Source organism: Streptomyces sp. NBC_00510, assembly GCA_036013505.1.
Lineage (GTDB): Bacteria > Actinomycetota > Actinomycetes > Streptomycetales > Streptomycetaceae > Actinacidiphila.
The window spans coordinates 9,900,909-9,923,581 of the sequence record CP107851.1; the positions used below are offsets into that span (position 1 = coordinate 9,900,909).

A 22,673-nucleotide genomic window follows, 5' to 3' on the forward strand; every position below is an offset into this window, starting at 1 on the left:
TGGTCGGCCTTGGTCTCCCACCGTGCCATCGCGGTCCTCCCAGCCACCGATCGCTGTGCGAGTCAACTGCCCTTCCCGACAGCAGTGTCACGCATCTTTCAGGTGTACGGGCTACAACGTGGCAATCGCTGTTGGGTGTGGGTCTGTACGGTCTTCGGACCTGTCTCGCATTCGGTGGTGGCGGAGAGTTGTGAGGGTCGTTGGCCTTTATGTGGTGGATGTCAACGAGCTTGTGCAGATGGTGTTTTCGGGTCCGCCCCGCTGGTCATGGAGGATGTGGCCGGCGAGGGTGAGCGGATCGTGGTGCGGGCCCGGACGCCGTTGGACACCGCGGTCTGCCAGGTGTGCCGGGCCTCGTCGGGTCGGGTGCACGGCTATCACTGGCGGACGGTGGCCGACGTTCCGGTCGACGGGCGGTCCCGTACTCGGTCCCACTCACCCGGAGGGAGTACCACCCCTTGAGCACACCGACCCCGTCCACCAGCCAGGCGCGCCGCAGGATCCCGTACAGGGGATGGGGCGCCGCCCTGGCCGTCCTGGTCTGGAGTCCCTTCGTGCTGTGGCGGGAGTGGAGGACTGCGAGGTGGCCCCGGTCCCCTACGCGCTGCCGACGATCGCCACCGCCGTTGCAATCGGCATTGGCGCCCTGGCGGACCGTGCCTGTTCCAGGCGTCTCGCGCGTTCTTCGGGGCAGGGTGCGTCATGACCAAACGCGTGGTGCCGCCCGAAAGGCGGCACCACGCCCAACCAAGACGATCAGGTTGACGGCCAGGTCCGCAGCACGGCGGCAATCCTGGCCGCGGTGCAGGCAGGGTCCAGGAGAAGGTCGCGTAGGGCGATGGCGTCCTGGCGGGACGGTTTGACGGAGATCCCTGACGTTTCGAGGTACATGACTCCTGTGGCGGCGGCGACGGCGAGGTTGGACCGCTCCAGCCACCGGCATCGGCCCAGGGTGTGCACCAGTGCCGCAGCCCGCGCGTACGGCCCGTCGTAGACCGGCTGCTCCAGCAACTCGGCCTGATGCCGCGCGCACGCCGCGACCGGCACGCCGTAGTCGTCGGGCGCCGGATCGCCGGCTCCAGCAAGCTCGGCCACCTGCAGGATCCAGGGGACGTCGATGTGCAGTTCCATTAGGCGGCGTCCGCCCCCGCCCCGTCCTGGCCCTGCTCAGCCTCGTCGAAGAGCTCCTGGTGCTCGGCGAGGAACCGCTCGGCCGCGCCCATAGCGCGTGCCCGCAGTCCGCTCGCGTCCTCCAGGACGAGCTGGGACAGGTAGTCACCGATCGACAGCCCACGGTCCGCCGCTCGCTTCCGGGCGATCTCCGCGACCTCGTCGTCGACGCGCGCTCCGAGTTGTGTCTTAGCCATACCCGGATGGTAACAGTTGTTACCGCCTTCGGCGAGGTCACCCCCAGCAGGACCACAGGACCCCTCTTGCAGGAAATCCGGCCCGCCCGCCACACCAGGCCCCCTGCCATCGCAGGGACCTGGTATACCCCCCTGCCATCGCCACACCCGCCCGGCAGCCCAGCCGCAGGGCGGCGCGCCCGTGGCCGCGGCATGGCCCCACCAGCTCACGGGGGCGGCTGGTACACCCGCAGTCCAAACGCCACAATCGCCTGGCCCGATTTCTGGCTAATGCCCTGGATTCTGCGGCGTCGCCGGAATGGAACGCGGACACGGACTTTGATGTCCGGCTGCAGGATGTTCCGCTGACGAACCGCCGTCCGGACGTCGTGGTGTACCGGGCAGACACGATCGACATCACCCCCACGAGGCCGGGGCATGTGCTTCTGGTTGTGGAGGTGGTCTCGCCCGGCTCGGAGACAACCGACCGGATCGTGAAGATGGAGCAGTACGCCAAGGCTGGGATCTCCTTCTACTGGCGTGTGGAGCAGACAGCCAACGGGGTACCTCTGGTGTATACCTACGTGCTCGATCCAGCAGTCGGGCTCTATCGCGACGGCGATGTCTTCACCGACGTCGTGAAGACCGCAGTTCCTTTCCCGCTCGAGATCGGCCTCAGCTCGATCTGATGTGGGCGGCGCTGTCACTACCTCTGCAGTGGCTCGTGCCGCCGGGGACGACCGTCCGGTGGGAGCCGCACCCCTACGGCGTGTGTGTCGGCGCCCGAACATCCTGACTCTGCCCCCGCCGGCCCAAGAGGTACCCCCGGCCTGTACTGGCTGCCGCCCGTCGGTGACCGCCTCGTGCCCCCGATTCTGCTCCGCGGTCTCCTCGACCGTTTCCTGCGGACACCGAGTCCGCGCGAGTAGTTCGCTGCCACGCCGGGCTTCCACGCCCTCTGACGAGCGAGACTCCTTCCCATCCCGGGAAGGAGAACCCCCGCGTCCCGCCGTTGGAGGGCGGTCCGCGCGATCCACCGCAGGCCGAGCATCAACCTGCCGCGCCTAACGGTGAACCTGCCCGGATTCTTCAGCCGGCGCGTGCGGCGGACCTCCGAATCCGTTCACTCGGCGTGTTTGGAAGGTCACCCTTTGATGCGCGATCGTGGCCCTTGCGCGGGACGCACGGTCGGCCCAACTCCCGAGAGGCATGGCATGAAGCGCATCATCGCCCGAGTCTGGCGGCTCATCGCAGGACCCATGCAGTGGCGGGTCCTGTGGCTCGTGCACAGCAAATACATCGTCGGCGTCACGGGCATTGTCCGCGACGCCGAGGGCCGCGTGCTCCTGTTGCGCCACCGCATGTGGCCCGAAGACCGCCAGTGGGGCCTGCCCACCGGCTACGCCAAAGCGGGCGAGGACTTCCGCGACACCGTCGCCCGCGAGGTACGGGAAGAGACCGGCCTGACCTCTGCGCGGGGGGCGGCGATGCCCGGAGCATGACGGCGGGGCGGTTGTGCCGTCGTGGGGCACCTTGTGCCTGAGGGTGTTCGTAGCGTTGCCCGTCCAGGCTCCCAACCCGTGCGGTGGGGAGCCTGGACTCCACCCGAGGTACCGGTTCCTGGTGCATCGGATCGGTTCCAGCCATCTCACGGCGGTCCGCTGACAGCCATACCCAGAACCCCTGGGTCCAGCTGATCCTACGAATGACCAGTTCGAACCCAGGAACCAGAAAGTAGGGCATCTGCTGGGGCGGAGCTCTCCTCGTCATCGCAGCCTGGAACCCGGCGAACTCAGGTGTTCACAGCAACAGTTGAGCGAGAATGGTTGATCGGGTGGGTTGGTGCGGCGGTGTGGGGCAGGGGCGGTTGACGGGATGACGGCAACTGACGGGGCGGTGTCAGGCTTGTTCGCGGGGCGGCGGCGGTTGATGGTTCTGGGCGCGGGTGGCCTGGCTGCTGCGGCCGGTGGGGTGGGCGTCTGGCGGCTCTTCGATAGTGGCGTGAGGCAGTGGCCGTGGAAGCAGGGGTGGTCCATGCCGCTGGGCGGGTTGTATCCGTCGGCGCTGAACGCGCACGCCGGGGTCCTGTACTTGTCGGGTTTCGGCGGGGTGGCTGCGGTGGAGCAGTCCCGCGGCGGCAAGCGGTGGCAGGCGCTGTCGGGGCTTGAGAGCCAGTCCGTCCCGGTGTTCGGCGCCGGCGTCGTCTGTATCACCGGGGTCCGCACGGGCGGACGGACGGTGGTGAACGGCCTGGAGAAGTCCTCGGGCCGCGTGCTGTGGGAACGCGAACTCGACGGTCTGACCCAGCACGCCCCGGCACCGGTCGGGGACGTCATGATCGTGGTGATCGGAAAGAGCTCCGTGGCCTCGGAGACCGTCCTGCACGCGCTGGACGCCGGGTCCGGCAGGACCAGGTGGCGTACCCGACTGCCCGCGGTGACGTTGGGACCGTCGGCACTGGTGACGGAAAACGGCCTGGTGTACCTGACCACCGGGGTGTTCAACGCGGGGTCGATGGCGTGGGCATTGGACCTGGCGACCGGCGCACTGCGCTGGAAGTTCCCTTCCGAAGGCTTCCTGGGAACCCCGGTCCTGGCCGGAGGTGAACTCCACATCACCGCCAGCCCGAGTAGCGGGAGCGCCGACCAGGGGCACAACGCGCTCATCACGCTCGACGCCGTTTCGGGGAAGGTCCTGCGGCGGGCGGGAAATCTGCCGGTCGGAACCGAGTTGAGCATGCAGCTGGCAGGCGGCACGCTGTACACGGCGGTTCGTCGTTACGGGGACCAGTACCGCAGCACCCTCGTCGCCATAGACACCTCGACCGGACGTGCGCGCTGGCAGGCGGACACCGACATCGACATGGTGAGGACCCCCCTCCTCGTCTTTGGCGACAGCGTCCTGGCCGGGGGAAGGAAGTTCCCCGAACTGACCGGCTCCTACCTCGTCCAGGTCTTCGACGCCGCCACCGGCCATCGCCGCTGGACCCGTGACATGGGAACCCAGATCAGTTCACAGGGCCCCGTCCCGACCGGCGGCACGATCTGCGTGGCCACCCGCGCCACGAAATACACCGACCGCGGCACGCTCACCTTCCTGGACCCCGCCTCCGGCACCACTCGCTGGCACCACCCCCTCACCGCCAACGGCGAAGCCGTGGCGTGCCCGGACGGCCGCACGCTCTACGTCCTGGCCCTGCCGTTCCCGGGCCCCGGCGGAAAGACACTGCAAAACCAACATGGCGCCACGCTGTACGCATTACAGCGCGGGAACCACTGACAGCACGCCCAGAGCCGCTCCGCCGGCCGCGGCCTGCCCCGCGCCGTCAACAACCTCGCCCCGCAGTCCCTGATCGCAGCCTTCACCGCCGAAAAGTCCCTCGTCGACGAAGCCTCCGCCCGCATCGCCGTCAACGAATACCTCGCGACAGACTGACCATCCCCATCACGGCCCCGCCCGGCACCCCGCCAGCGGGACCTCAACACGCCTACCCGTCGGCGGCCACAGCGTCGCCACCATGGGCACATTCAACGTCGGGCAACAGCTACCGACGAAATTCCTTGACCTGCAAGGACCTGGCTCGCGTTGGGCGGATTTCCCACGCTGAGGGTGAGCGTTCCCGTCAAAACTTGCCCATATGCTCGACCGTGCGGTGCCCCAGCTGCTGGCTGAACATCGCGCAGAAGCTGGCGGAGAGCGGCGGCCACCCCCAGAAGTCGAAGGCGAGGGCGCCCACCGCGAAATTGGACTCCCACCGCCACTCAGTGACCGAGACCGAGGCACCGCAGGTGGAGCAGGTGGCGCTCCCTTCACCAGTTTCCTTCCAGGCGGCGATGCCGTCCTTGAACGGCTGCCAGACTTCCTCGTCCGCCTCGAACTCCTCGGGATAGTTGATGATCACGGTCTTGGCCTCGCACCGTGGGCAGACGGCGTACTCCGCATCGTCAGCTCCCTGACCGCCGACGTGGTAGTCGCGCCCGACGATGACGGCCACCGGGCCCGGCAGCCAGTGCGGGTCCGATGAGTCGGCAACGGCTCGTGCCCAGTTGGGACCTGGCACATAACCCTCGTCAACGGTCAGGCTGTACACCCCGTCGCTGGACAGCTCACGTGTGATCAGGCCCTCGGTGACCATCCAGGCGACCATCCGCTCCGCAAGCGGCCCGGCCTCCTCACCGGTCGCCTCGACATCGACGATACGCTCAAAGAAGTCACCCATCGTGTCCACTTCCTATCGATCAGTCTCGGATACTGTGCCACCACTCTCCGACACCGGCCCGCCATCGGTGAGGGAATCAGGGGCGGGAGGTTCACGCACTGCGCCTGAGCCGACGACCGGCATTACGTCACCTCACGAGCCGCATTTCGTCGGTAGCACAAGTCGGACGGCTGGACTCCCAGGCGCCGAGGCCCTTGCACGTTCCGGCCGGGCGTAGTGGCCAGGAGTTGGCGGTTCTCGATGAGCTTTGCCGTGCAAGCGGTGGCTGCGCTGCCAGGGCACGGGCCACGACGGACGCCACGTGTGGATGGCCTCCAGGGCGTCGCTGCATTCCGCCGCTCGGCCGTGCCGGTTACTCGCCGGTGCCTTCCTCCAGCTCGGTGATGTCCCGGTCCCCGAGCACTACGGTGATGGAGACGGTCGGGTGCTCCTCGTACCGCCAGACGGCCGGGTCTCGTACGAGGGTGGTGACCTGATCGGCCGGACCTCTGTGCCTACGGTGGCGGTGTCCCAGGTCGTTCCTCGGCGGACGGTGATGAATCCCAGGCGCTGCCAGCGCACGATGAGCCGGGCGAACGCCGGGATGTACGCGGCCCAGAGCTTCTCGTCTTCGCTTCTCGTGCGGTCTGCCAGGATCGACCACAGGGTGGATCCTTCCCTGGCGTTCACGTAGAGGCAGTATTCGTCGTCAGTGCAGGCTTTCATCGCGTCCTCAACGGCATCGGCCCCGGAGTGGCGGGGTACGCCCCCGTTCTACAGGTATCCCGGTTCCCCATGGCGATGAACCGTGTCAGGGACAGTTCCAGCAGTTCTAGGAAGTGCTGCAGGTCCTGTGCCACCACGTCGAGTTCGGGTTCGTCCAGGGTCGCCGTCCGCGTACGGTAGACAGGCCCGTCGGGGTCGGTGATGTAGCTCAGGCCTCCGCCGTCCGACCCGATCACCAGCCCACAGGGTGCCCGGCCGTCACCGACGGGGATGGCCCCGTATCCGGCGAGCATCTGCCGGGCGGTGCCGGCTGAACGGATGAAGTAGGCGTTGCCGACGTCTTCCCACACGAGTTCGCCCGTGGTGGTCGGGGGATTCAGTGGCGGACGATCTGCTGTGACCATCCGCCGTGCAGGGCCGACGAGGCGCTGGTGCTGAGGCTGATCTTGTTGCCGCGGAGGGGCCCGGTGGAAGCGGGGTCGGGGTCGTGGAGGTCGATGAAGACAGCAAGCGCCTGGTGCTGCGCCTCATCCAGCCGCCTCGCTCAGCTCGCCGTCAGGCCGTAGGCACCGCCAGCGCTCACCTGGCGGCTGATCAGCCCTCGGGCTCAACTGCGTCCAGGAGCTCAGGTCCGTTGTTGCGCACGCTGTTGACCTTCAAAGACACCGGCCGGACCGAGAGGTGGCCATCAGCCGGGGCCGTCAGGAGGGCACGAAGTTCGTCGACGTCCTGGTGTTCTGGGTCGAGCCACGCGTCGTAGTCGGCAGCCGCGATGGTCAGCGGCCTACGGGGATGGACCCGTCCGGCGACATCGGTCGCCTCGGTAGTGATGATCGTGCAGGTCGCCAGCCAAGCGCCAGGGTCGTCATCGCCCGCGATCTCCTTGTTTCGCCACCATTCGTACAGGCCGGCGAAGTCCATGCCCTGCTTACTGCCCTCTGCGCTGATGAAGTAGGGCTGCTTGTGCGCTTTCCTGTCCTCGGTGGCGGGGCCGGCGACCCACTCGTAATAGCCGGCAGCAGGCAGCGGCGCTTGGTGAAGGCGCGGCGGTATGCGGACTTCTCGTGGACCGTCTCCATCCGGGCGTTGATCATCTTGGAGCCGATCGCCGGGTCCTTGTCCCAGGACGGGATCAGCCCCACCGCAGGGGCCGCAGCTCTCGCTCCAGCGCGCCTGTGTCCCGATCGACGCCCTCGATGACACTCCACACTTGGTTGGTCGGGGCAACGTTCCAGTTGGGCGCGATGAGGGCTTGCGGATTCCATTCGGTGACCCGGAACTGCTGCACCAGGTTCTCGGGGCGTCGGGTGGAGACATAGCGGCCACACATGCCCACCAGCCTGCCACGCCGCCCCTCTGGCGGCCGTGGCGGTCCCGCCATGGCAGGCGGGTCAGGGTTCGGCGGGGCCGCGTCTGCGAGTCCGGCCCGGCCAGCCCCGTGCTACAAAAGACCGGGCGGGCAGCTGGGCGGGCTTACGGACTGCGCTCCGCGTGGGCGGGGGCCAGGAGGTTCCAGCCGACGCCGGAGCACTCAGTGGTATCAAAATCGTACGCACGGTCGACTGCGAGGTGGGGGAGCGGCAACCAAGCCCCCGCCCGCCGGTGTCCTGTGCCAGCGAACCTTGACCGCTTGCCATCGAAGATTGAGTAGTGGGGACCAGAAGCTCTCCCGCGAGCTGAGATGTAATCGGGCGTGACGGCTCGGTCTACCTGACCGGGCCCTCATCTTCTCCTGGCTGTTCGTCAGGCATGTCCAGGATGGCCTCTCGGGTGTACCGAGGACTCTCTGGGGGTGGGGCCACCCTAGGGGCCATGAGTTCGGCGAGGAGCCTGCTCGGGTCATCCGTGGAGAGCGCCAGGCCCAGGATCTGCAGGATGCGCAAAGCACAGTCCCGGATGGACTGAGCGTGTTTCTCGGGCGCCGCCGTGCTCCTAATCTCGTCACACACTCGGCTGAACTGCTCAGCGCTGATCGTTGGCCGACTTACCGGTTGCGCCATGGTGCGCTCCTCCTGGAAGGGCGGGCCGTTCCACCCGCTCTTCTAGAAAGCGCTGAGCACACCCCAACGGCAACCGGAGAGAACCAGCGCCCAGGCGCTCGACCAGAGCCGCTCAGACTTCGTCGGCACCCGCTCAAGGTGCGCTGTCACGGGACAGGAGCGGCTTGCGCTCGGAATCCAAGCCCAGGAAGACCAAAAAGTATGGCGAGTCCTCTGCGGTTACTGGGGAAAGGAACCCGAGTAATGAGGCGGTCCTCCTAAAATAGATTGCGCAGGACTCAATCGACGTGGCCTCACGGTAGGTCTCTATGGATGCGTCGTCGTCGGTCTTCCGCCAGGCGATGATGTAGCGGCCGTAGGGGCAGGTGGCCGGCTCGGTCTGGAGGCGCTGGAAGAGACCCTGGCAGGTGTGGGCGCGCGCGGTACGGGTGAGGAGGCGCCGTCCGCATCCGTCCGGTTGGGCGCGTCGTGCGAGGCGACGTATGCCGCACCGCGATACGGCCGCACCGGCTGCCGGGCGATGTGGGCGGGACGGGCGTGGTCAGTCACGGAGGGCAGGAGGAGCCGGATCTGTTCGAGATGGATCCGATCGCCTTCGAGGCGCTGGTGGCTGACCTGTTTCGGGCCATGGGCATGGATGCGGTGACGACTCAGCGCTCAGGTGACGGTGGCGTGGATGTGGAGGCCGAGGATCCGGCCCCGATCCGCGGCGGGAAGATTGTCGTCCAGGTCAAGCGGTACCGGAACATGGTGCCGCCCAGCGCGGTACGTGACCTGTATGGCACCGTGCAGAACGCCGGCGCCAACAAGGGCGTGCTCGTCACCACCTCGGGGTTCGGCCCCGGGTCGCACACGTTCGCAGGCGGAAAGCCGCTGGAACTGATCGCGGGCACCGAACTGGTGGACCTCCTGCACCGTCACGGACTGCGGGGCAGGCTCGGCGACATCCAGGCCGGTGTCCCGCAGCAGCGGCCTGCCCTCGATGAGGCTGACGCCGGCCCCGCGCAGGACCACAACGTGCTGGGCATGTCGTGGTCGGGCAGCGTCGCCCTGGACGTGTGCGCCCTGGTGTGCGAGGGATCGCTCGTGCTGAGCGACGACCACTTCGTGTTCTTCAACAACCCCCGGACCCCGGAGGGAAGCGTGCGGTCGGTGACCGCCACTGCCCCGGACAAGGCCGCCCTCCGCGTGGCCTTCGAGGCGCTGCCGGAGCGGGCGGACCGGCTTGTCCTGGCTGCGGCCGTCGACCCCGTCATCAACCCCGAGGCAGACCTTTCCGGATTCACCGACGCTTCATCCGGATCCTGGGCCCCTTGGGTGAGGAACTCGGCCGCCTGGAGGTCTCCGACGGCCGCTGCGGAGAAACAGCCCTGGTCCTCGGGTCCTTCCGCCGCCGCGCCAGTGGCGACTGGGACTTCGTCATCGGAGGCAAGGGATACCCCGGCGGCCTGGAAGCCCTGGTGCAGGAGCACGGCATCGAGGTCTCCTAACATCCGGCACCGCCTGCGGCCGGCGGGGCACCGGTTCGGCAGGACGCACGCCCGCACCCCACGTGGAGGTGTCCGTCGCGCCACGCGTGCGGCCCTCTGCGACACAGAGCGCTGGTGCCCGCGCCTGCCGTAGGCCCCCTCGCCGGGACGGGCACGTTGCACCCGGTTGCCGGGGAGTTCTTCTCGTGGGGTGGTTGGCGTTGTGACGGAAGGGGGCCCGCCGCGCGCTCCGGGTGATGATCCGGGCAGGCTTGCCGGTGCGCGCGGCGGGGTGGTGCTCGACCCGGTCCTTCTTCATCGGCGGGTCGTTCACCCCCGGTCGGGGGGCCCGGGGGCGGCCTCCCCGCGGTAAGGGGGAGGAGTCGGGCGTCATGCCGCTTCGAGCCTGGTGTCGAGGGCGTTGACGGCGACCGGGGGACTGTTGTGTTGTGCGGTGGTGACTTGTGCCCACAGCAGGGGGAGGGCGGCGCTGTTGCCGAGGATCCAGACCAGGCCGAGGACGCCGAGCCGGTGTGGCGCAGGCCGGGTGGTCGCCCGCTCGGTGAGGGTCGGGTGGCCTGGCGGGTGGTCGGCCGTGCGGTCTGGTGGCTGGCCTGGTGGGGGACGGTGGGTAAGGCGGCCGCTGGCGGCATGGGGTGTCCTTCGGGGATTGGGGGAGCGTGGGGGTGTAGGGGCGCTGGAGAGCGGCTGCGGTGGCGCGTTGCGTGATCAGACCGGCCACCATGCAGGTGCGGCACTTGGCCAGGGCCGCAGGGGGTCCGGGTGGGTAGACGGTCACGATGGGCGTCACTGGCAGCTGTGTGGCTCCGCACAGCAGACACGCCCCGGTGGTCCATGGGCGGCCGTTCAGTAACTCCTGCTCGGTGCTGGTCAGTTCGGGCAGGGCCGGGCTTGTATCTGGGGCGGGGTTCATGAGGGCAGCAGTGGCATGGGTGGTGTGCCGGGGAGTGCGGGCGTGCCGGCCAGGCGCATCACCGGGTGCGGCGGGTCCGGGCGGAACCGGCCAAGGGCGTGGTGCAGGCAGTCGGTATCGACCAGGTGGCCAAGACGTTGGGGCTTGCGCCAGTGCGGCCCTGGAGCGGTGCGGGCTCCGGCCGGCGGCATGAGGATGATGAAAGGGCCGCCGAAACACAAGGCGTGTGGGTGCTCCCATGCGTGGACGGTGCCGGGCGGCACGAGCCACATCAGGGCGTCACGTTCGACGTTGGCGATGACCGGCCCGCACCCGCCGGTCTGGTAGTGGTCCATCCAGCGCAGCATCCGGTCACCGGGGGTGCCGTAGGTGGTGAGCACGACGTCGAAGTCCGCGCCGCACAAGGCCTGGACGCAGCCGGTGTAGGCATTGCCCACCAGCCGGCGGATTGCAGCCGCAAGGTCGCCCATGTCCGCCACAGGGGCACCGGCTGCGAGGAGTGGGGGCCGGTCCGCGCTGTGAGCGTCTCCTTCCCCGCCGGCCCACCGCTGCGGGTGCGGCCTCTCGGGGTTGCGGGTGTGGGTCGCGCCCTGTGCGAGGCGGCCGATGGGGGGCTCCGCCTGGCGTGACACGAGACGGTCGTCGACGAAAGCGCTTGGCCTTCCTGCGGCATTCATGTCGGTTGCCCCCGGCATTGGTGTCTGGTTCAGGTGCTTCCAGAATGCGGACACCGGTGGTGGCTAAGTGTCACCGTCGCGTGACACTCGGCTGTGCAGGTTGTTCCACCGAATGGAGCCGGGCTTACAGGCCGATCCATGCGGCAAGGTTGTCCAGCGTGTCGGGGGTGGTGCGCCGCATGTAGACCAGGCCTTTGATCGTCTCGCGGGCGCCGGGGTGGTAGCGGGTCTGCTGCGGGGCAAGACGGCGTGCGGTGGTGATCGATTCCAGGGCGGCGTCGGTGCGGCCGGTCTCCATCTGGCAGCGGCCCCGGTCGATGTGGAAGTGGGCCTGCCTGGAGGGCGCCCAGCTGTGGGGGAGTTCGATGCCTGCCGCCAGAGCGAGGGCCGTGTCGTAGTGGTGGAGTTCGACCTGGGCGGACACTGCATGGCAGGCGACGTTCGTCGGGCCGAACGACAGCCAGTGGGTGGTGCTCTCACCGGTGCGGTTCGCGCAGGCCTTCGCCTGGTCCAGATGGTCCTCGACGAGGGCGGCGTCTCGGGCGCGGGCGGCAATCACGCTGGCCCCCAAGTGCAGCTGACCGGTGACGGCTACAGCGTCGGGAGTTGGTTCGGCGTCGGCGGCCAGGCCGTGCCCGGAGGCGATGAGGCGTAGCCCGATGCGGTGCTCGCCTTCGCGGTGGTAGACCAGTGCGCGCATGTACTGGCGGACCGCCGCCAGCAGGGGATCACAGGCACGGTCGGCGGCCCAGGCCATGCGGTCCAGGGCGATCGTCGACAGGTCGAAGTAGCCGAGCTTGACGGTGATGTCGTGGGCGGTGCGATAGGTCGATCCGAGCGCGCGCCACAGCGTGGTCGACGGCATGCGGTACGCCGCGGTGGTGAGCTCGGCGATGACGGCCGGCAACAGCGTCGCCGCAGCGTTGAGGCGCGCGGCGCGGACCAGGCGGCACAGGTCGTCAGCAGCGGCGACCAGCTGACCGGCAGGCCGCACGGGCAGGTCAGGGTCCGCCCCCAGGTCGTACAGATCCAAGGCCTCGCGGATCGGCCGGATGAGCCCCTCGAGCCGGTCCTGCTGCAATTCCGTCACGTAGGGCTGCCCGGTCAGGGCAGTGACATCGAGACGGAGCGCACGGGCGACCGCCGCGACGAGGTCAGGGCTTGCGGGCTTGTGACCGGACTCGACCTGGTGAACGAGGCTGTAGGAGTAACCGATGGTCTGGGCGAGACCTCGCTGGGTTAGACCGGCGAGCTTTCGGGCGGCGGCAATGCGCGTACCGGTGTGCTCGTGGTCACCTCTGGGCATCTTTGACCTCCGTACCCTGCAGCCATCTGGAACAGTACCCGCCGCATCCGCCATGGCATCGGCGATCGCCCCGACACCCGCTGCGGGCAGGATCGGTTGCGCGTAATGGATCACCAGGGGTTGGGTGGGGGTATGACGCGCACCATGTACCTGTTCGCCAGCGCTGCGCCGCCGGTTTTCGACATCGCCGGGGTGATCGATGACGCGCAGCGGCGTGGCTGGGACGTGTGCCTGGGGCTCACGCCGACCGCGGCGGACTGGCTGGAGGACAGTCTGGAAGGGCTGGCGGCGCTGACCGGGCATCCCGTGCGGTCGCGGTACAAGCGGCCCGGCGAGCCGGATGTCTGGCCGTCGGCCGACGTCATTATCTTCGCGCCGGCCACGTTCAACTCGGTGAACTCCTGGGCACTGGGGCTCACGCATCACTTCGTGGTGGGGGTGGCCGCCGAAGGCATCGGCAAGGGCATCCCGATCGTGGCGATGCCCTGTGTGAACGCGGCCTATGTGCAGCACCACCAGTTCGAGGAAAGCGTCGCGAAGCTGCGGGCGATGGGCGTGACCGTGCTCTACGGCGACGGCGGCTTCGTCCCGAACCAGCCCGGAACCGGAAAGCCCGCCGACTATCCCTGGCACCGGGCGCTGGATGCCGCAGCGGCCCTGGCCGGGGCGTGACCAGCCCGGCCGGTGTGGCACTGCTCGTTCCGGCCGCGCCGGCAGTCGCAGGGCCAGGTGATCGCGCGGGCGCAACGATGAGGTCGGTTTCGAGGGTGGCTGGGTGCCGTTGCGCATGGGGGTGGGTGGCGGGTCGGGTTGGGGTTGCGCATTGGGGTGTAGGGGTGGGTCCTGGGATGCGCAATGGGCGGGGGAGCCGGGGTCGTCGGGGTTGCGCATGGCGTCCTTCTTGGCGGTGTTGCGCAAGGGGTTGGGTGCGTTTTGCGCAGGGGCGGGGTCGTTGGCGGTGTAGCGGTTCTGCTTGAGCTCGGGCCGAGGCGCCGCGTCGGCAAGCGGGAGTGCCTGGACGGCGGTTGTTGGTCTGTGGTGAGGGGTGGGGTTCGGCGCTGGCGGGGGTTTGCCGGTGGCGGGGGTGCGTGGGTGTTGGTGGGTCATGGTTGTGCTTGGGTGCGGCAGGGGCATTTGCGGGCGCGGCCGTCGGGGTCGGTGGTCCAGCCGTGGTCGCATTGTCCGCAGTAGGTGGGGTGTGCGGGTCGTGTGGCGGGGTGTGGGGTGGTGGGGGGTGTCCAGTGTTGAAGGTGGCGTTTGAGGTCGTACCAGGTGGGTTTGCGGGCCATGGCGATGGCTGCCTGGGTCAGGTGCTGTTCTTGGATGCCGGTGGCCAGGAGTGCTTCGGCGGTGTGGGCGATGCGGCCTGGGGCCAGAGCGGGGACGGGGTGGCCGTGGTGGTGGCGGGCGGTGGTCCAGGCGTCGGCGATCCGGGCGGCAGCGACTGCTCGCGGACCGCCCGGCGGTGACCCTGCGGGCGCGGCGGGGTTGGCGGTGCCGGGGGTGTGACCGTGCCGGGCGGGAGCGGCTGTTTGCGGGCCGGCCGGTGTTGGTCTTGTTGGTGCGGGCGCGGCGGGGTTGGCGGTGCCGGGGGTGTGACCGTGCCGGGCGGGAGGGGCTGTTTGCGGGCCGGCCGGTGTTGGTCTTGTTGGTGCGGGCGTGGCGGGGTTGGCGGTGCCGGGGGTGTGACTGTGTGGGGCGGGAGGGGCTGGTTGCGGGCTGCCGGGTGCCGGTCGTGCTGGTGCGGGCGCACTGGTGCCGGCATTGCGTGGGTCGTCGCCGGTGGGGCGTGGAGGTGGGGGCGTTGCGGGCGGTGGGCCGGTCGGGGGTGCCTGTCCCGGTGGGTCGGCTGGGGGTGCTTGTCCGGTTGGGGTGGTGGTCTCTCTCTTCGGTGCCGGGGCGGTCGGAGGTTGGGGTGTGATGGGCGGGGAGGAGAGAGAGGAGTTCTTTCCGTCTTGCTTGTTCAGTCTTGGTTCTTTAGCCGACGGGTTTCCGGTGGTCGGCTGACCGGCGGCCGGTTCACCGATCGTCGGGTCGCCGACTGCCGGTTTACCGACTGTCGGGAACCCGTCACTCGGTCCGGCCTGCGCGTCTTCGGTGTTGTCGCTGGTGGCGTCCGGGTCAGGAGACCCCGTTGTGACCGGGACGGGGAAGCCTGTCGTGATCGGGTGGGTGGCGGTCTGTGCGGCGGGGGAGTCTGCGGGGGCTGGTTGCGGCGGCGTCGGCTCGGGTGGGGTGGGGGCTGGGGTGTGGTGGTTGCGGGGGTCGAGCCAGGCCGGCTCGACGCGCACGGCGCGTGTCCCGGCGACTTGGGCCAGGAGGTGGTGGATGTTTTCTTGGCGGTGGGGGAGTCCGGCGACGGAGAATTCGGTGCGCCAGGTGCCGTCGGCGGCGTCCTGGATCTTGAGTTTGACGATGTAGCCGTATGCCACGAGGTTCCGCATGGCTTTGGTGAGAGCTTCGCGGCCGGGTTTGCGGGTCTGGGCCAGGGCGGCGATGGTGAAGTCCGCGCCGTCGGGCAGGCGCAGCGCCATGGTGAGTAGTCCGATGTCCAGGACGCTCAGGCGCTGGTCGTCGACGGCGCGGTTGTCCACGGCGACGAACCGTGGAGGCCGGGTGGGTAGCTTCCTCACTGGCCGTCACCTGGCCCTGCGGGTGTGGCCGGACCGGTAGCAGCGGCGTCCGCACCCGGCGGGGGCAGCGGCTGTGCTGCACGCCCAGGGGCGCGGTGATGTGTGGCCGTCCGGCCGGCTGTGCCGGCGTCGGGTGCCGGTGCGGCTGTGCCCGTGACGTGGTGCCCCGTGGTGGCTGCGGGGCCTGTCTGCTCGCGCTGCTCGAGGCGGGTGGGGGCCGCGGTATGCCGGGCCGTGGGGGTCTGTGCCGGCCGGGCATTGCCAGTCGGCCTGGGCCTGTCCCGCAGGGGGGAGGGGCCAGGCTCCCACGAGCCGTCGGCCGACGGGCGTCTGTCTCGCGGTGGCCCCAGGCGTGGGGCGCGGGTGGGGCTGGGGCCGGTGTCCGGGCTGAACGCGGGCCGCAGGGCGTGGTCCGGCTGCCCTCGGTACGGGGGGCCGGGCATGCCCGGCCCAGTGGTGCCGGCTTCGGTGACGGTGGCAGGCGGATGCACAGCGGTGGTCATGTGGGCTCCCGGGCTTGGTGGACGTGGGTGATGTCATCCATGAAGCCCGGTGGCACTCACCGATTTGCTCACCGAAAAGGGGGGTGAAAGATCACAATCCGGCATCACCTGCAGTCGGTGAGTGACGACATGTCACCGGTGAGGAGCACGAATCTGCTCACCACCGCAGGTCGCCAGCACTTTTGGAACCTCACCGCTCCACTGGCTGTCCCTGACTCTGATTCTGACGCCATGACGGGTCGCGGTTGCTGCGTGCGAGGCTGCACGATGGCGGAGAGGAAGAGATTCCCGCGCCGAAAGGCGACGCGCGCCGTCCGGGGAGCAGGCAGGCTCAGGCTCTGACCCCCGTCGTCCGCCGACGGACCCCCCGATGCCCGGACTGGTGAGAGCGGGACGCTGCAGCCGGCGCCCCGTGTGCCGCTGCGCGCGGTCCCGGACGGTAGGCCTGTGCTGGAGGCCGGGCGGCAAGCGCGGTGCATGGGCATGCGCCCAGGTCTCGCGGACCCGGTCTTGGGTGGGGTCGCGGGACAGGGGCAGCGAGACGGGGGTATTCGCTGTGGTTACTGCGGTGGGGTGACGAAGGTGCCGCGTTGGGGCACGGTGAAGACCAGTCCGTCGGCTGCCAGGACGGCGATGGCGCGGCGCACGGTGGAGCGGGCGAGTCCGTACTCCTGTACCAGGCGTTGCTCGGAGGGGATGGCGCGGTTGGGTTCCCAGTCGCCGCGGGCGATGCGGGCCGTGAGGATCCCGGCCAGTTGCCGGTAGGGGGTTACCGGGCCGTCGGCGTCGATCTCATCGTCAGGACCAAACTCCATGGTCAAGACGGTAGAGATGTCCAGATGACGCGGCAGTTTGAGATATGTTGCGAGACGTATCGATACCAGAGTGCTACAGTTAATTGAACAAATGGTGGTGTCGCCGTGGCAGCCCGGCTGCGGGACCCGGAGAGGTGGAGGGGGCTGGTCATGGGGGAGTCCGGCTTCACCGAGCGCTGGCTGGACACCGGCTCGGGGCCCGGCGCTGTGGTCCGGGTCCGTGTGACCCGGGTGAACCAGGCGGTCCAGGCGGCATACCGGGCGTGGCTGGACCATGCCACCTCATGCCCCACCTGCCGGGATGGGGGCGCCCGCGGGTGCACGGTCGTGCGGCCGTTGTGGGACGCCTACCAAGCGGCTCGCCAGGCGGCCCCGTGAACCTCCTGCCCGGCTCAGCCGCCCGGGCTCCCTGCGCGCGGGCGGCTCGACCGCCGCCTTCGTGCTGGGCCACACTGAGGGCACGGCAAGCCGAGGAGGTGAAGGGGAGCGTGAGCGTTGCCGCCGCTGACCATTACGGGCCGTGGACCGTGGACGATGTCCTGGCCCTGCCCGAGGACCCGCGGAACCGGATCGAGCTGGTCGGGGGCGCGCTGATGATGAGCCCCGCGCCAGGCCTTGCGCATCAGTGGGCCTCCCACCGCCTTCACGTGCTGCTGGAACAGGCCGCTGAGACCGCGAAAGCGCCGGTGCTGGTCTTCGACGCCATCAACGTTCTCGTACCGGACGGCCTGATGATCCCGGACCTGGCCGTCGTGGACGAGGGCGTGGACCTGTCCGGTGTGACCGTGCATGCCCAGGACGTCATCGCCGTCGTGGAGATCGCCTCTCCCTCCACCCGCGTCGCGGACCGGAAGATGAAGCCCGCTCTGTATGCGGCAGCGGGTATCGAGCACTACTGGCGCCTGGAACTGGAGCCCGCTCCGCGGCTGTACCTCGGGCACCTTGAGCACGGCGCCTACGCCGACCGGCTGGTCCCAGCCGGCCAGACCACGGCGGTCACCGAGCCGTTCCCCCTGGACATCGACCCCGCCCACCTGGTGAAGCGGTAAGCAACCAGCACTGGCCGACCGTAGAGCAGCGCATGCCGCTATCGGCGCACGCGCACGCCAGGAACGCCCGAAACACGCCCGCGCGACAGCAGGGCCGGCACCCTCAAGGCCGGCCGGCGTTGCTGTGTCGCCGCCGTGTGGGCTTGCCGCGGTTGAGGGAGCCCGATCGGTGGGGCGGGTTCCCGGCGCGGCGGTTCAGCCGGTGGGGGTGTAGGGGTCGGTGAGGGTCATGGGGGTGGCGGAGATGTCCAGTGCCTGTTGCGGGAAGCGGTCGCCGGCGGTGTAGTAGCGGGCTCGGGTGCGGCCGACGGGGGTGAGGACCTGGGCGGTGACCAGGTCGCGCAGGTCGCGCTGGGCCTGTTGCAGGCTGAGGCCTTCGGCGCTTTCGTAGCGGGAGCGGCGTACTCGTCCCGCCATGGCGACGTGGTGGAGGGCGGTGATGGTGCGTTCGTCGAGGCCGGCGTGCTGGGCGAAGTCGGCGAGTTCCTCCCAGACCTTTCCGGCCCGGGTCAGCCGGCCCTGTACTGTCTGGGCCTGCTGGTGATAGGCGGTCAGGTTGAAGCGGATCCAGCCGGCGACGTCCTGGTCGGGCAGGTACTGGGGGCCGCGGCGGGCGAGTTCCCGGTAGTACTCCCAGGTATTGCCCGGCCGTCCGAGCCACGCCTCGATGGAGGAGAACTCCGGAGCCAAGACCCCTTCCCGCGCGATCAACAAGGTTTGCAGCGAGCGGGACATCCGGCCGTTGCCGTCGGCCCACGGGTGAATGGACACCAGATGCAGGTGCGCCATGGCGGCCCGGACCAGGGAGTGGGTGGCGTCATCGGTGCCCAGCCAGTCGACCAGTTCCTGCATGAGCGCGGGGACTGCTTCGGCGTCGGGGGCGGTGTAGGCGGCGATACTCGGGTCGCGGGCGTCGGTGACGTAGACGGGGCCGCGACGCCACTGTCCGGCAGGTTTGCGTGGGGTGTGGCGGTGCCCTTGGAGCATCCAGTGCAGGGCGTTGAGAAAGCTCTTGCTGTAGGTGAAGTCGGCCGAGTCGTGCAGCGTGTGGATGTAGGTCATCATCCGGTGCAGAGCGAGGGTCTCCTCCCGGTTCTCCTCGGAGACCTCCACGTCCCGCTCGCCCTCTATCAGGTCTTCCACGTCCACGGTGGCGACCTTGAAACCCTCGATGGAGTTGGACGCCGCCACAGCATCGGCGGTCAGAAACGTACGCAGGCGCTGGACCTGCCGGGACGGCATGGAACGCACCTGGTCACGCAGGGCCGAGCGCATCTCGTCGATGGAGGCGAGGACACGCTCGTCGTCACGGCTGAGGGAAGGCGTGGGGTACAGCATGAAAGGAAGATGCCGTGACGCAATTATCGCGTCAATGGATGGCTGCTCGGAGTGGTTGTGGGCGGCGTGGCGGGGTGTCTGTCGCCCCTGCAGTGCTCCCTACAGTTCCCCCTATGCGGTCCCCTACGGTGACCTCCCGTGCCCGGTGTTGCATTCGTGCAGGTCAGCGGGCCTGTGCGTGGGTGGCGGCGGTGCCGACAGCCCTTTACTCCCGCGCTTGTGTGTCAGTGGTGGGTGGTGGAGTGGTCGTGGTGGGGCTTGCGGTGGGGCCCGGGGTGCCCGCCCAGCCCCGGGGGTGTGCGTGCGCGGCCCGCCGGCCGCGCCCCGCAGCCGGGGAGCCGGTGTGGCCCCCCAGGGGGGCCGGTTGGGATATGGAGCGGCGGCGGGGGAGGCGAGGTGTGGGGTGACGGGGAGCAGGCGGTGGCCGTATGGGTCGACGGCCCGGGTGCGGGGTCTGGTGCTGCTGGCGCTGGGGGTGGTGAAGGTCGCCACGGCCGGGCAGCTGCGGCAGCTGGTGCTGCCGGGGACGGCGGATGTGCAGACGGTCCGCAATGCATGCAAGGACCTGAAGGCGGCGGGGCTGGTGGAGTCGGTGGGCTCGGCCAACCGGCCCGGCCGGTCGGGCAGGCCGGTGGCGGAGCAGGTGTGGAACCTGACTACGGCGGGGCTGGCGGCGGCCGCCGGCGAACTCGGCCGCCCGCCGAAGGAGATGGGCGGCACGGCGCGGGAGGCGGCGAAGGCCGGTGCCGCGCACGCGCTGAAGGTGACCGACACCATCGACGCGTTCTGCCAGTCACCGCCGCAACCCACCCACCCCATCCCCCGCCGCAGCCCTCGCCGTGCTGACGAAGCCAGGCCCGTAAGCGCCGGGCCCGCCCCAACGGAAACCCCCGCCCAAAGCGCCGGGCCTGCCACCGGCACCCAGCCCGCCCCTGCAGTCCAGCCGGGGTCACGGCCGGTATCCGCCCGGCCTCGCGGCCTGGGCACCCTGCGCGGCTGGACGACGGAAGTGATCCTCCCGGTCACCGGAACCTTCACCACGCCCGGCAGGGGCAGCCTGCGGGCCGACGCGGTGCTGACGGCACCACAGGACCAGCTGCCGGTGCTGTTCGTGGAGGTCGACAACCACACCGAACCGGCAGCCGTGCTGGCGGACAAGATCGCCCGCTACCACCGCTTCTTCCAGCGCACCGTCAACGGCCACCGCGTAGGGGACGACGTCCCGCTGTGGTCGACACGATGGGACGACTCCGGCCGCGGCGGCTACCCGCCGCTGGCGATCGTCTTCACCAAACGCGTCAACCCCCAAGTCCTGCAGCGCCGCATCAGCGAAGTGGCCCGCCTCTCGGCCCCGTACTGGCAGGGCACCTGGCACACCGGCCCCTACACCGACGCTTCGGGCAAGCCAGACGGCTGGCGCACCTACGACTTCACGGTGCCCGTGGTCACCACCACCTTGGACCAGTTGGCCGCTGACGGCCCGCACGGCCCGGTGTGGTGGCGCTTCGGCCACAGCGTCCACGAGGCGCTGATCGCCGCCCTGGCCAACCCGGACGACCACCGCGCCTACAGCCGGCGCGACGAGCAGCGGCGCGCCGCCCGCCAGGCCGCCGAACAAGCCCGCCTCGCCGCCGAGGAGGCCCGCTGGAAACGAGAACAACGCCGCCGCCAGGCAGCAATGTGGCCCTGCCCGGCCTGCGGCACCGACGTCCATCCCGACGACTACAACGACGGGCAGAGCGACGGCCTGGCGCGCGGAGCCGAGTGCCCGTCCTGCCGCAGCCAGCGTGAGCGCCGTGACCGGGAGAGGGCCGAGGCGGAAGCGGAGTGGGAACGAGAGCGGCGTGGCAACGGACTGTTCGGTTGGCTTCGCGGTTGAACCCGCCGGACAGACCATGCGCTTTGCCCAACGCCAGGTTTCGGCCGCTTCCTTGCAGGCCTCCTGGCGGTGGAAGGCGCCCGGGTGATCCGCGAGCCCGGCCCGCCGCTCATCACAGGCGGGTTCCGGAGGCCTCCCGCCGCTGCGCTGAAGACGTAGGCGCTCATCGTGAAGCCGCACGGTCCACGAGCTCGGCCGCAAGCTCGTGGTCGGGCTTGGGGATGGTGCCGAAGTCCTCATCGGGCTGCGCCTCGAGGTGCTGGACGGGCTTGGTGAGCGAGTGCGACAGCGGCGGGGACGAGGCGGGCCGGCACGCCCGGTCATGACATCGACCGTGACGACCTGGGGCACTGTCGCCGTCCGGGACGGCCACGGGGCCCATAGTCATGCCTCAGGGTCCGATCGGCCGTCGCCTGCGACCGTGCGGCGTGCGCCGGGGGGTCCTGGCCCGGGTTTCGCAGCCGGCGTGGGCGATGTTCTTTGAGCTGCGGTCTTTCCGTATGCGGAGTGATGTGCACGTGATCCCTGGTGCGTGATCGTCCGGAATGCGCCGGTCACCCTTGTGTCAACGGCTTGACACAAGATCGGGCGGCGCTGCATCTTGTACTTACCGCTTGATACAAGCGGTGTTGGGCCAGGTTTCGCATGTCATTCAGGAGCTTGTTGTGCGTGTACTTGACGCGGTGCCGGCCGGTTCGGCAGCCGACCGCTACCTTCGCTGGGCAGGTCTGGTTGTTGGGGTAGTTGCCGCCCGGGTGGTCGGGCACGCAGTAGATGACGGGGAGGCCGGTGTCTTGTACGCGATCCCCGTTTTCGGGTTGTGTGCCGTTGCGGGAGTGCTGGTGGCGGACGTTCTCACTGCTCGTCCTCACGGCCCGGTCCGCACAGCGGGACTGGCACCTCGTCGGGTACGCGACTACGTGCCACCGTGGATGACTGTGCTGCTGGTCGCCGAGGCTGGCTTGCTTGTCGTCCTCCTGGTGGTGGCGGCCGTGCTCGCTTCACCGGCCGACGGGGGTCGCGCCGGCCGTTCCCTTGCCGTCACGTGTCCGGATGGGAGCACGGTGAGCACGGGTCCTTGGCCGGGTTTGTTCTACGGCTTGCCCATCCTTGCGTCGCTTGCCGTGTCGACGGCCGTTTGCCTGTGGTCGCTGACCAGGATCGCCCGCCGTCCCGGCGACGAGGCGACCCGTCGCAACCGCGCGTTGGCGATCGTCGCCGCGTGGGGTCTGCTGGTCTCGGTACCTCTGCTCGGCGCCGCGTCCACTGCCTCGGGCGCACTGCTTGGCATCACCTGTGACGGCACCGGCGGCCGGGTCGGGAACTGGGCGCTGTGGCCGACGGCCCTGATTGCCCTCGTCACCGTGCCGTGGTGCCTGTTCACGGTCATCTCACCCAAGGCCCGGGGGCACCGGTGAGCGGCCCCGTCATCCGGATCGACACCTCGAGCCATGTCCCGCCGTACGAGCAGATCCGCGCGCAACTCGCCGCCCTGATCACCTCGCTCCGTCTCCCGGAGGGTGAGCGTCTGCCGACGGTACGGCAGCTGGCGGCCGATCTGGGCCTGGCGCCTGGAACGGTGGCCAGGGCCTACCGTGAACTGGAAGCCGCGTCCCTGATCACCAGCCGCCGCGGGGCGGGGACACGGGTGGCATCGCTCCCCTTGTCCGCCACCGCTCCGGACCCGGCCGCACTGGCCGAACTGGCTCGGCGGTTCGTCACCGAGGCGGGGGAGCTCGGTGCAGACAAGGAGATCATGCTGGAGGCGGTACGTGAGGCACTGGAGCAGCGGCCGTAGTC

The 22,673-nt window shown here is 69.5% G+C and carries 17 protein-coding genes and 5 pseudogenes; 12 read left to right on the forward strand and 10 right to left on the reverse strand.

Annotated elements, in window-relative coordinates; genetic code table 11:
* Positions 1-238: 238 nt before the first annotated feature.
* Positions 239-417, forward strand: a pseudogene (locus tag OG937_45195) (ISL3 family transposase).
* Positions 418-756: 339 nt separating this feature from the next.
* Here OG937_45195 and OG937_45200 read toward each other — a convergent pair.
* Together OG937_45200 and OG937_45205 are read right to left on the reverse strand one after the other, a co-directional pair.
* Entirely contained in the window at positions 757-1,131 is a 375-nt protein-coding gene (locus OG937_45200; protein ID WUD78398.1) for a fic family toxin-antitoxin system, toxin component, read from the reverse strand.
* Entirely contained in the window at positions 1,131-1,367 is a 237-nt protein-coding gene (locus OG937_45205; GenBank protein WUD78399.1) for a hypothetical protein, read from the reverse strand. The genes OG937_45200 and OG937_45205 overlap by 1 nt, the downstream gene beginning before the upstream one ends.
* Positions 1,368-1,585: 218 nt before the next feature.
* On the opposite strand from OG937_45205, the pseudogene OG937_45210 reads away from it, so the two are divergent.
* The 3 genes and pseudogenes from OG937_45210 to OG937_45220 all read left to right on the forward strand — a co-directional run bounded on the left by OG937_45210 (position 1,586) and on the right by OG937_45220 (position 4,625).
* Positions 1,586-2,035, forward strand: a pseudogene (locus tag OG937_45210) (Uma2 family endonuclease).
* Positions 2,036-2,560: 525 nt separating this feature from the next.
* Positions 2,561-2,812, forward strand: a pseudogene (locus OG937_45215) (NUDIX domain-containing protein).
* 535 nt (positions 2,813-3,347) lie between these two features.
* Positions 3,348-4,625, forward strand: a complete 1,278-nt coding sequence (locus OG937_45220) for a PQQ-like beta-propeller repeat protein (GenBank protein WUD78400.1) — start codon at positions 3,348-3,350, stop codon at positions 4,623-4,625.
* A gap of 343 nt (positions 4,626-4,968) precedes the next feature.
* Here OG937_45220 and OG937_45225 read toward each other — a convergent pair whose 3' ends face one another.
* The 3 genes and pseudogenes from OG937_45225 to OG937_45235 form a co-directional block, all read right to left on the reverse strand.
* A complete protein-coding gene (locus OG937_45225; protein WUD78401.1) occupies positions 4,969-5,565 on the reverse strand; it encodes a hypothetical protein in 597 nt (198 codons plus the stop codon).
* Positions 5,566-6,266: 701 nt separating this feature from the next.
* Positions 6,267-6,620 carry a hypothetical protein gene (locus OG937_45230; GenBank protein WUD78402.1) on the reverse strand — a complete coding sequence of 118 codons (354 nt, stop codon included), beginning with the start codon at positions 6,618-6,620 and terminating at the stop codon, positions 6,267-6,269.
* Between the two features lie 244 nt (positions 6,621-6,864).
* Positions 6,865-7,600, reverse strand: a pseudogene (locus OG937_45235) (SOS response-associated peptidase).
* Between the two features lie 1,159 nt (positions 7,601-8,759).
* On the opposite strand from OG937_45235, the pseudogene OG937_45240 reads away from it, so the two are divergent.
* Positions 8,760-9,760 (forward strand): annotated as a pseudogene (locus OG937_45240) (restriction endonuclease).
* Positions 9,761-10,669: 909 nt separating this feature from the next.
* Here OG937_45240 and OG937_45245 read toward each other — a convergent pair.
* Together OG937_45245 and OG937_45250 are read right to left on the reverse strand one after the other, a co-directional pair.
* Positions 10,670-11,143 (reverse strand): hypothetical protein, encoded by a 474-nt coding sequence (locus OG937_45245; protein ID WUD78403.1) that lies wholly within the window; start codon positions 11,141-11,143, stop codon positions 10,670-10,672.
* 331 nt (positions 11,144-11,474) lie between these two features.
* Positions 11,475-12,656 carry a helix-turn-helix domain-containing protein gene (locus OG937_45250; GenBank protein ID WUD78404.1) on the reverse strand — a complete coding sequence of 394 codons (1,182 nt, stop codon included), beginning with the start codon at positions 12,654-12,656 and terminating at the stop codon, positions 11,475-11,477.
* Positions 12,657-12,788: 132 nt separating this feature from the next.
* Here OG937_45250 and OG937_45255 point away from each other — a divergent pair, with 132 nt between their 5' ends.
* The 3 genes from OG937_45255 to OG937_45265 all read left to right on the forward strand — a co-directional run bounded on the left by OG937_45255 (position 12,789) and on the right by OG937_45265 (position 15,199).
* On the forward strand, positions 12,789-13,328 hold the full coding sequence (locus tag OG937_45255; GenBank protein ID WUD78405.1) for a hypothetical protein: 540 nt from the start codon (positions 12,789-12,791) through the stop codon (positions 13,326-13,328).
* Between the two features lie 638 nt (positions 13,329-13,966).
* Positions 13,967-14,125, forward strand: coding sequence for a hypothetical protein (locus tag OG937_45260; protein WUD78406.1), 159 nt, complete (start codon positions 13,967-13,969; stop codon positions 14,123-14,125).
* An 855-nt stretch (positions 14,126-14,980) separates the two neighbouring features.
* Positions 14,981-15,199 carry a hypothetical protein gene (locus OG937_45265; GenBank protein WUD78407.1) on the forward strand — a complete coding sequence of 73 codons (219 nt, stop codon included), beginning with the start codon at positions 14,981-14,983 and terminating at the stop codon, positions 15,197-15,199.
* A 1,153-nt stretch (positions 15,200-16,352) separates the two neighbouring features.
* On the opposite strand, the gene OG937_45270 is transcribed toward OG937_45265, so the two are convergent.
* The gene (locus OG937_45270) at positions 16,353-16,607 is read right to left on the reverse strand and encodes a winged helix-turn-helix domain-containing protein (protein ID WUD78408.1); all 255 of its coding nucleotides are present in this window, start codon (positions 16,605-16,607) and stop codon (positions 16,353-16,355) included.
* A 488-nt stretch (positions 16,608-17,095) separates the two neighbouring features.
* Between OG937_45270 and OG937_45275 the strand changes: the two genes are divergently transcribed.
* Positions 17,096-17,656 (forward strand): Uma2 family endonuclease, encoded by a 561-nt coding sequence (locus OG937_45275; protein ID WUD78409.1) that lies wholly within the window; start codon positions 17,096-17,098, stop codon positions 17,654-17,656.
* Positions 17,657-17,851: 195 nt separating this feature from the next.
* On the opposite strand, the gene OG937_45280 is transcribed toward OG937_45275, so the two are convergent.
* The gene (locus OG937_45280) at positions 17,852-18,994 is read right to left on the reverse strand and encodes a Fic family protein (GenBank protein ID WUD78410.1); all 1,143 of its coding nucleotides are present in this window, start codon (positions 18,992-18,994) and stop codon (positions 17,852-17,854) included.
* Between the two features lie 403 nt (positions 18,995-19,397).
* On the opposite strand from OG937_45280, the gene OG937_45285 reads away from it, so the two are divergent.
* A complete protein-coding gene (locus OG937_45285; GenBank protein WUD78411.1) occupies positions 19,398-20,873 on the forward strand; it encodes a replication-relaxation family protein in 1,476 nt (491 codons plus the stop codon).
* Between the two features lie 163 nt (positions 20,874-21,036).
* Here the strand turns inward: OG937_45285 and OG937_45290 are convergent, their stop codons facing one another.
* Positions 21,037-21,261, reverse strand: a complete 225-nt coding sequence (locus OG937_45290; GenBank protein WUD78412.1) for a hypothetical protein — start codon at positions 21,259-21,261, stop codon at positions 21,037-21,039.
* Between the two features lie 550 nt (positions 21,262-21,811).
* Here OG937_45290 and OG937_45295 point away from each other — a divergent pair.
* On the forward strand, positions 21,812-22,291 hold the full coding sequence (locus tag OG937_45295; protein WUD78413.1) for a hypothetical protein: 480 nt from the start codon (positions 21,812-21,814) through the stop codon (positions 22,289-22,291).
* The gene (locus tag OG937_45300; protein ID WUD78414.1) at positions 22,288-22,671 is read left to right on the forward strand and encodes a GntR family transcriptional regulator; all 384 of its coding nucleotides are present in this window, start codon (positions 22,288-22,290) and stop codon (positions 22,669-22,671) included. The genes OG937_45295 and OG937_45300 overlap by 4 nt, the downstream gene beginning before the upstream one ends.
* Positions 22,672-22,673: the final 2 nt, after the last annotated feature.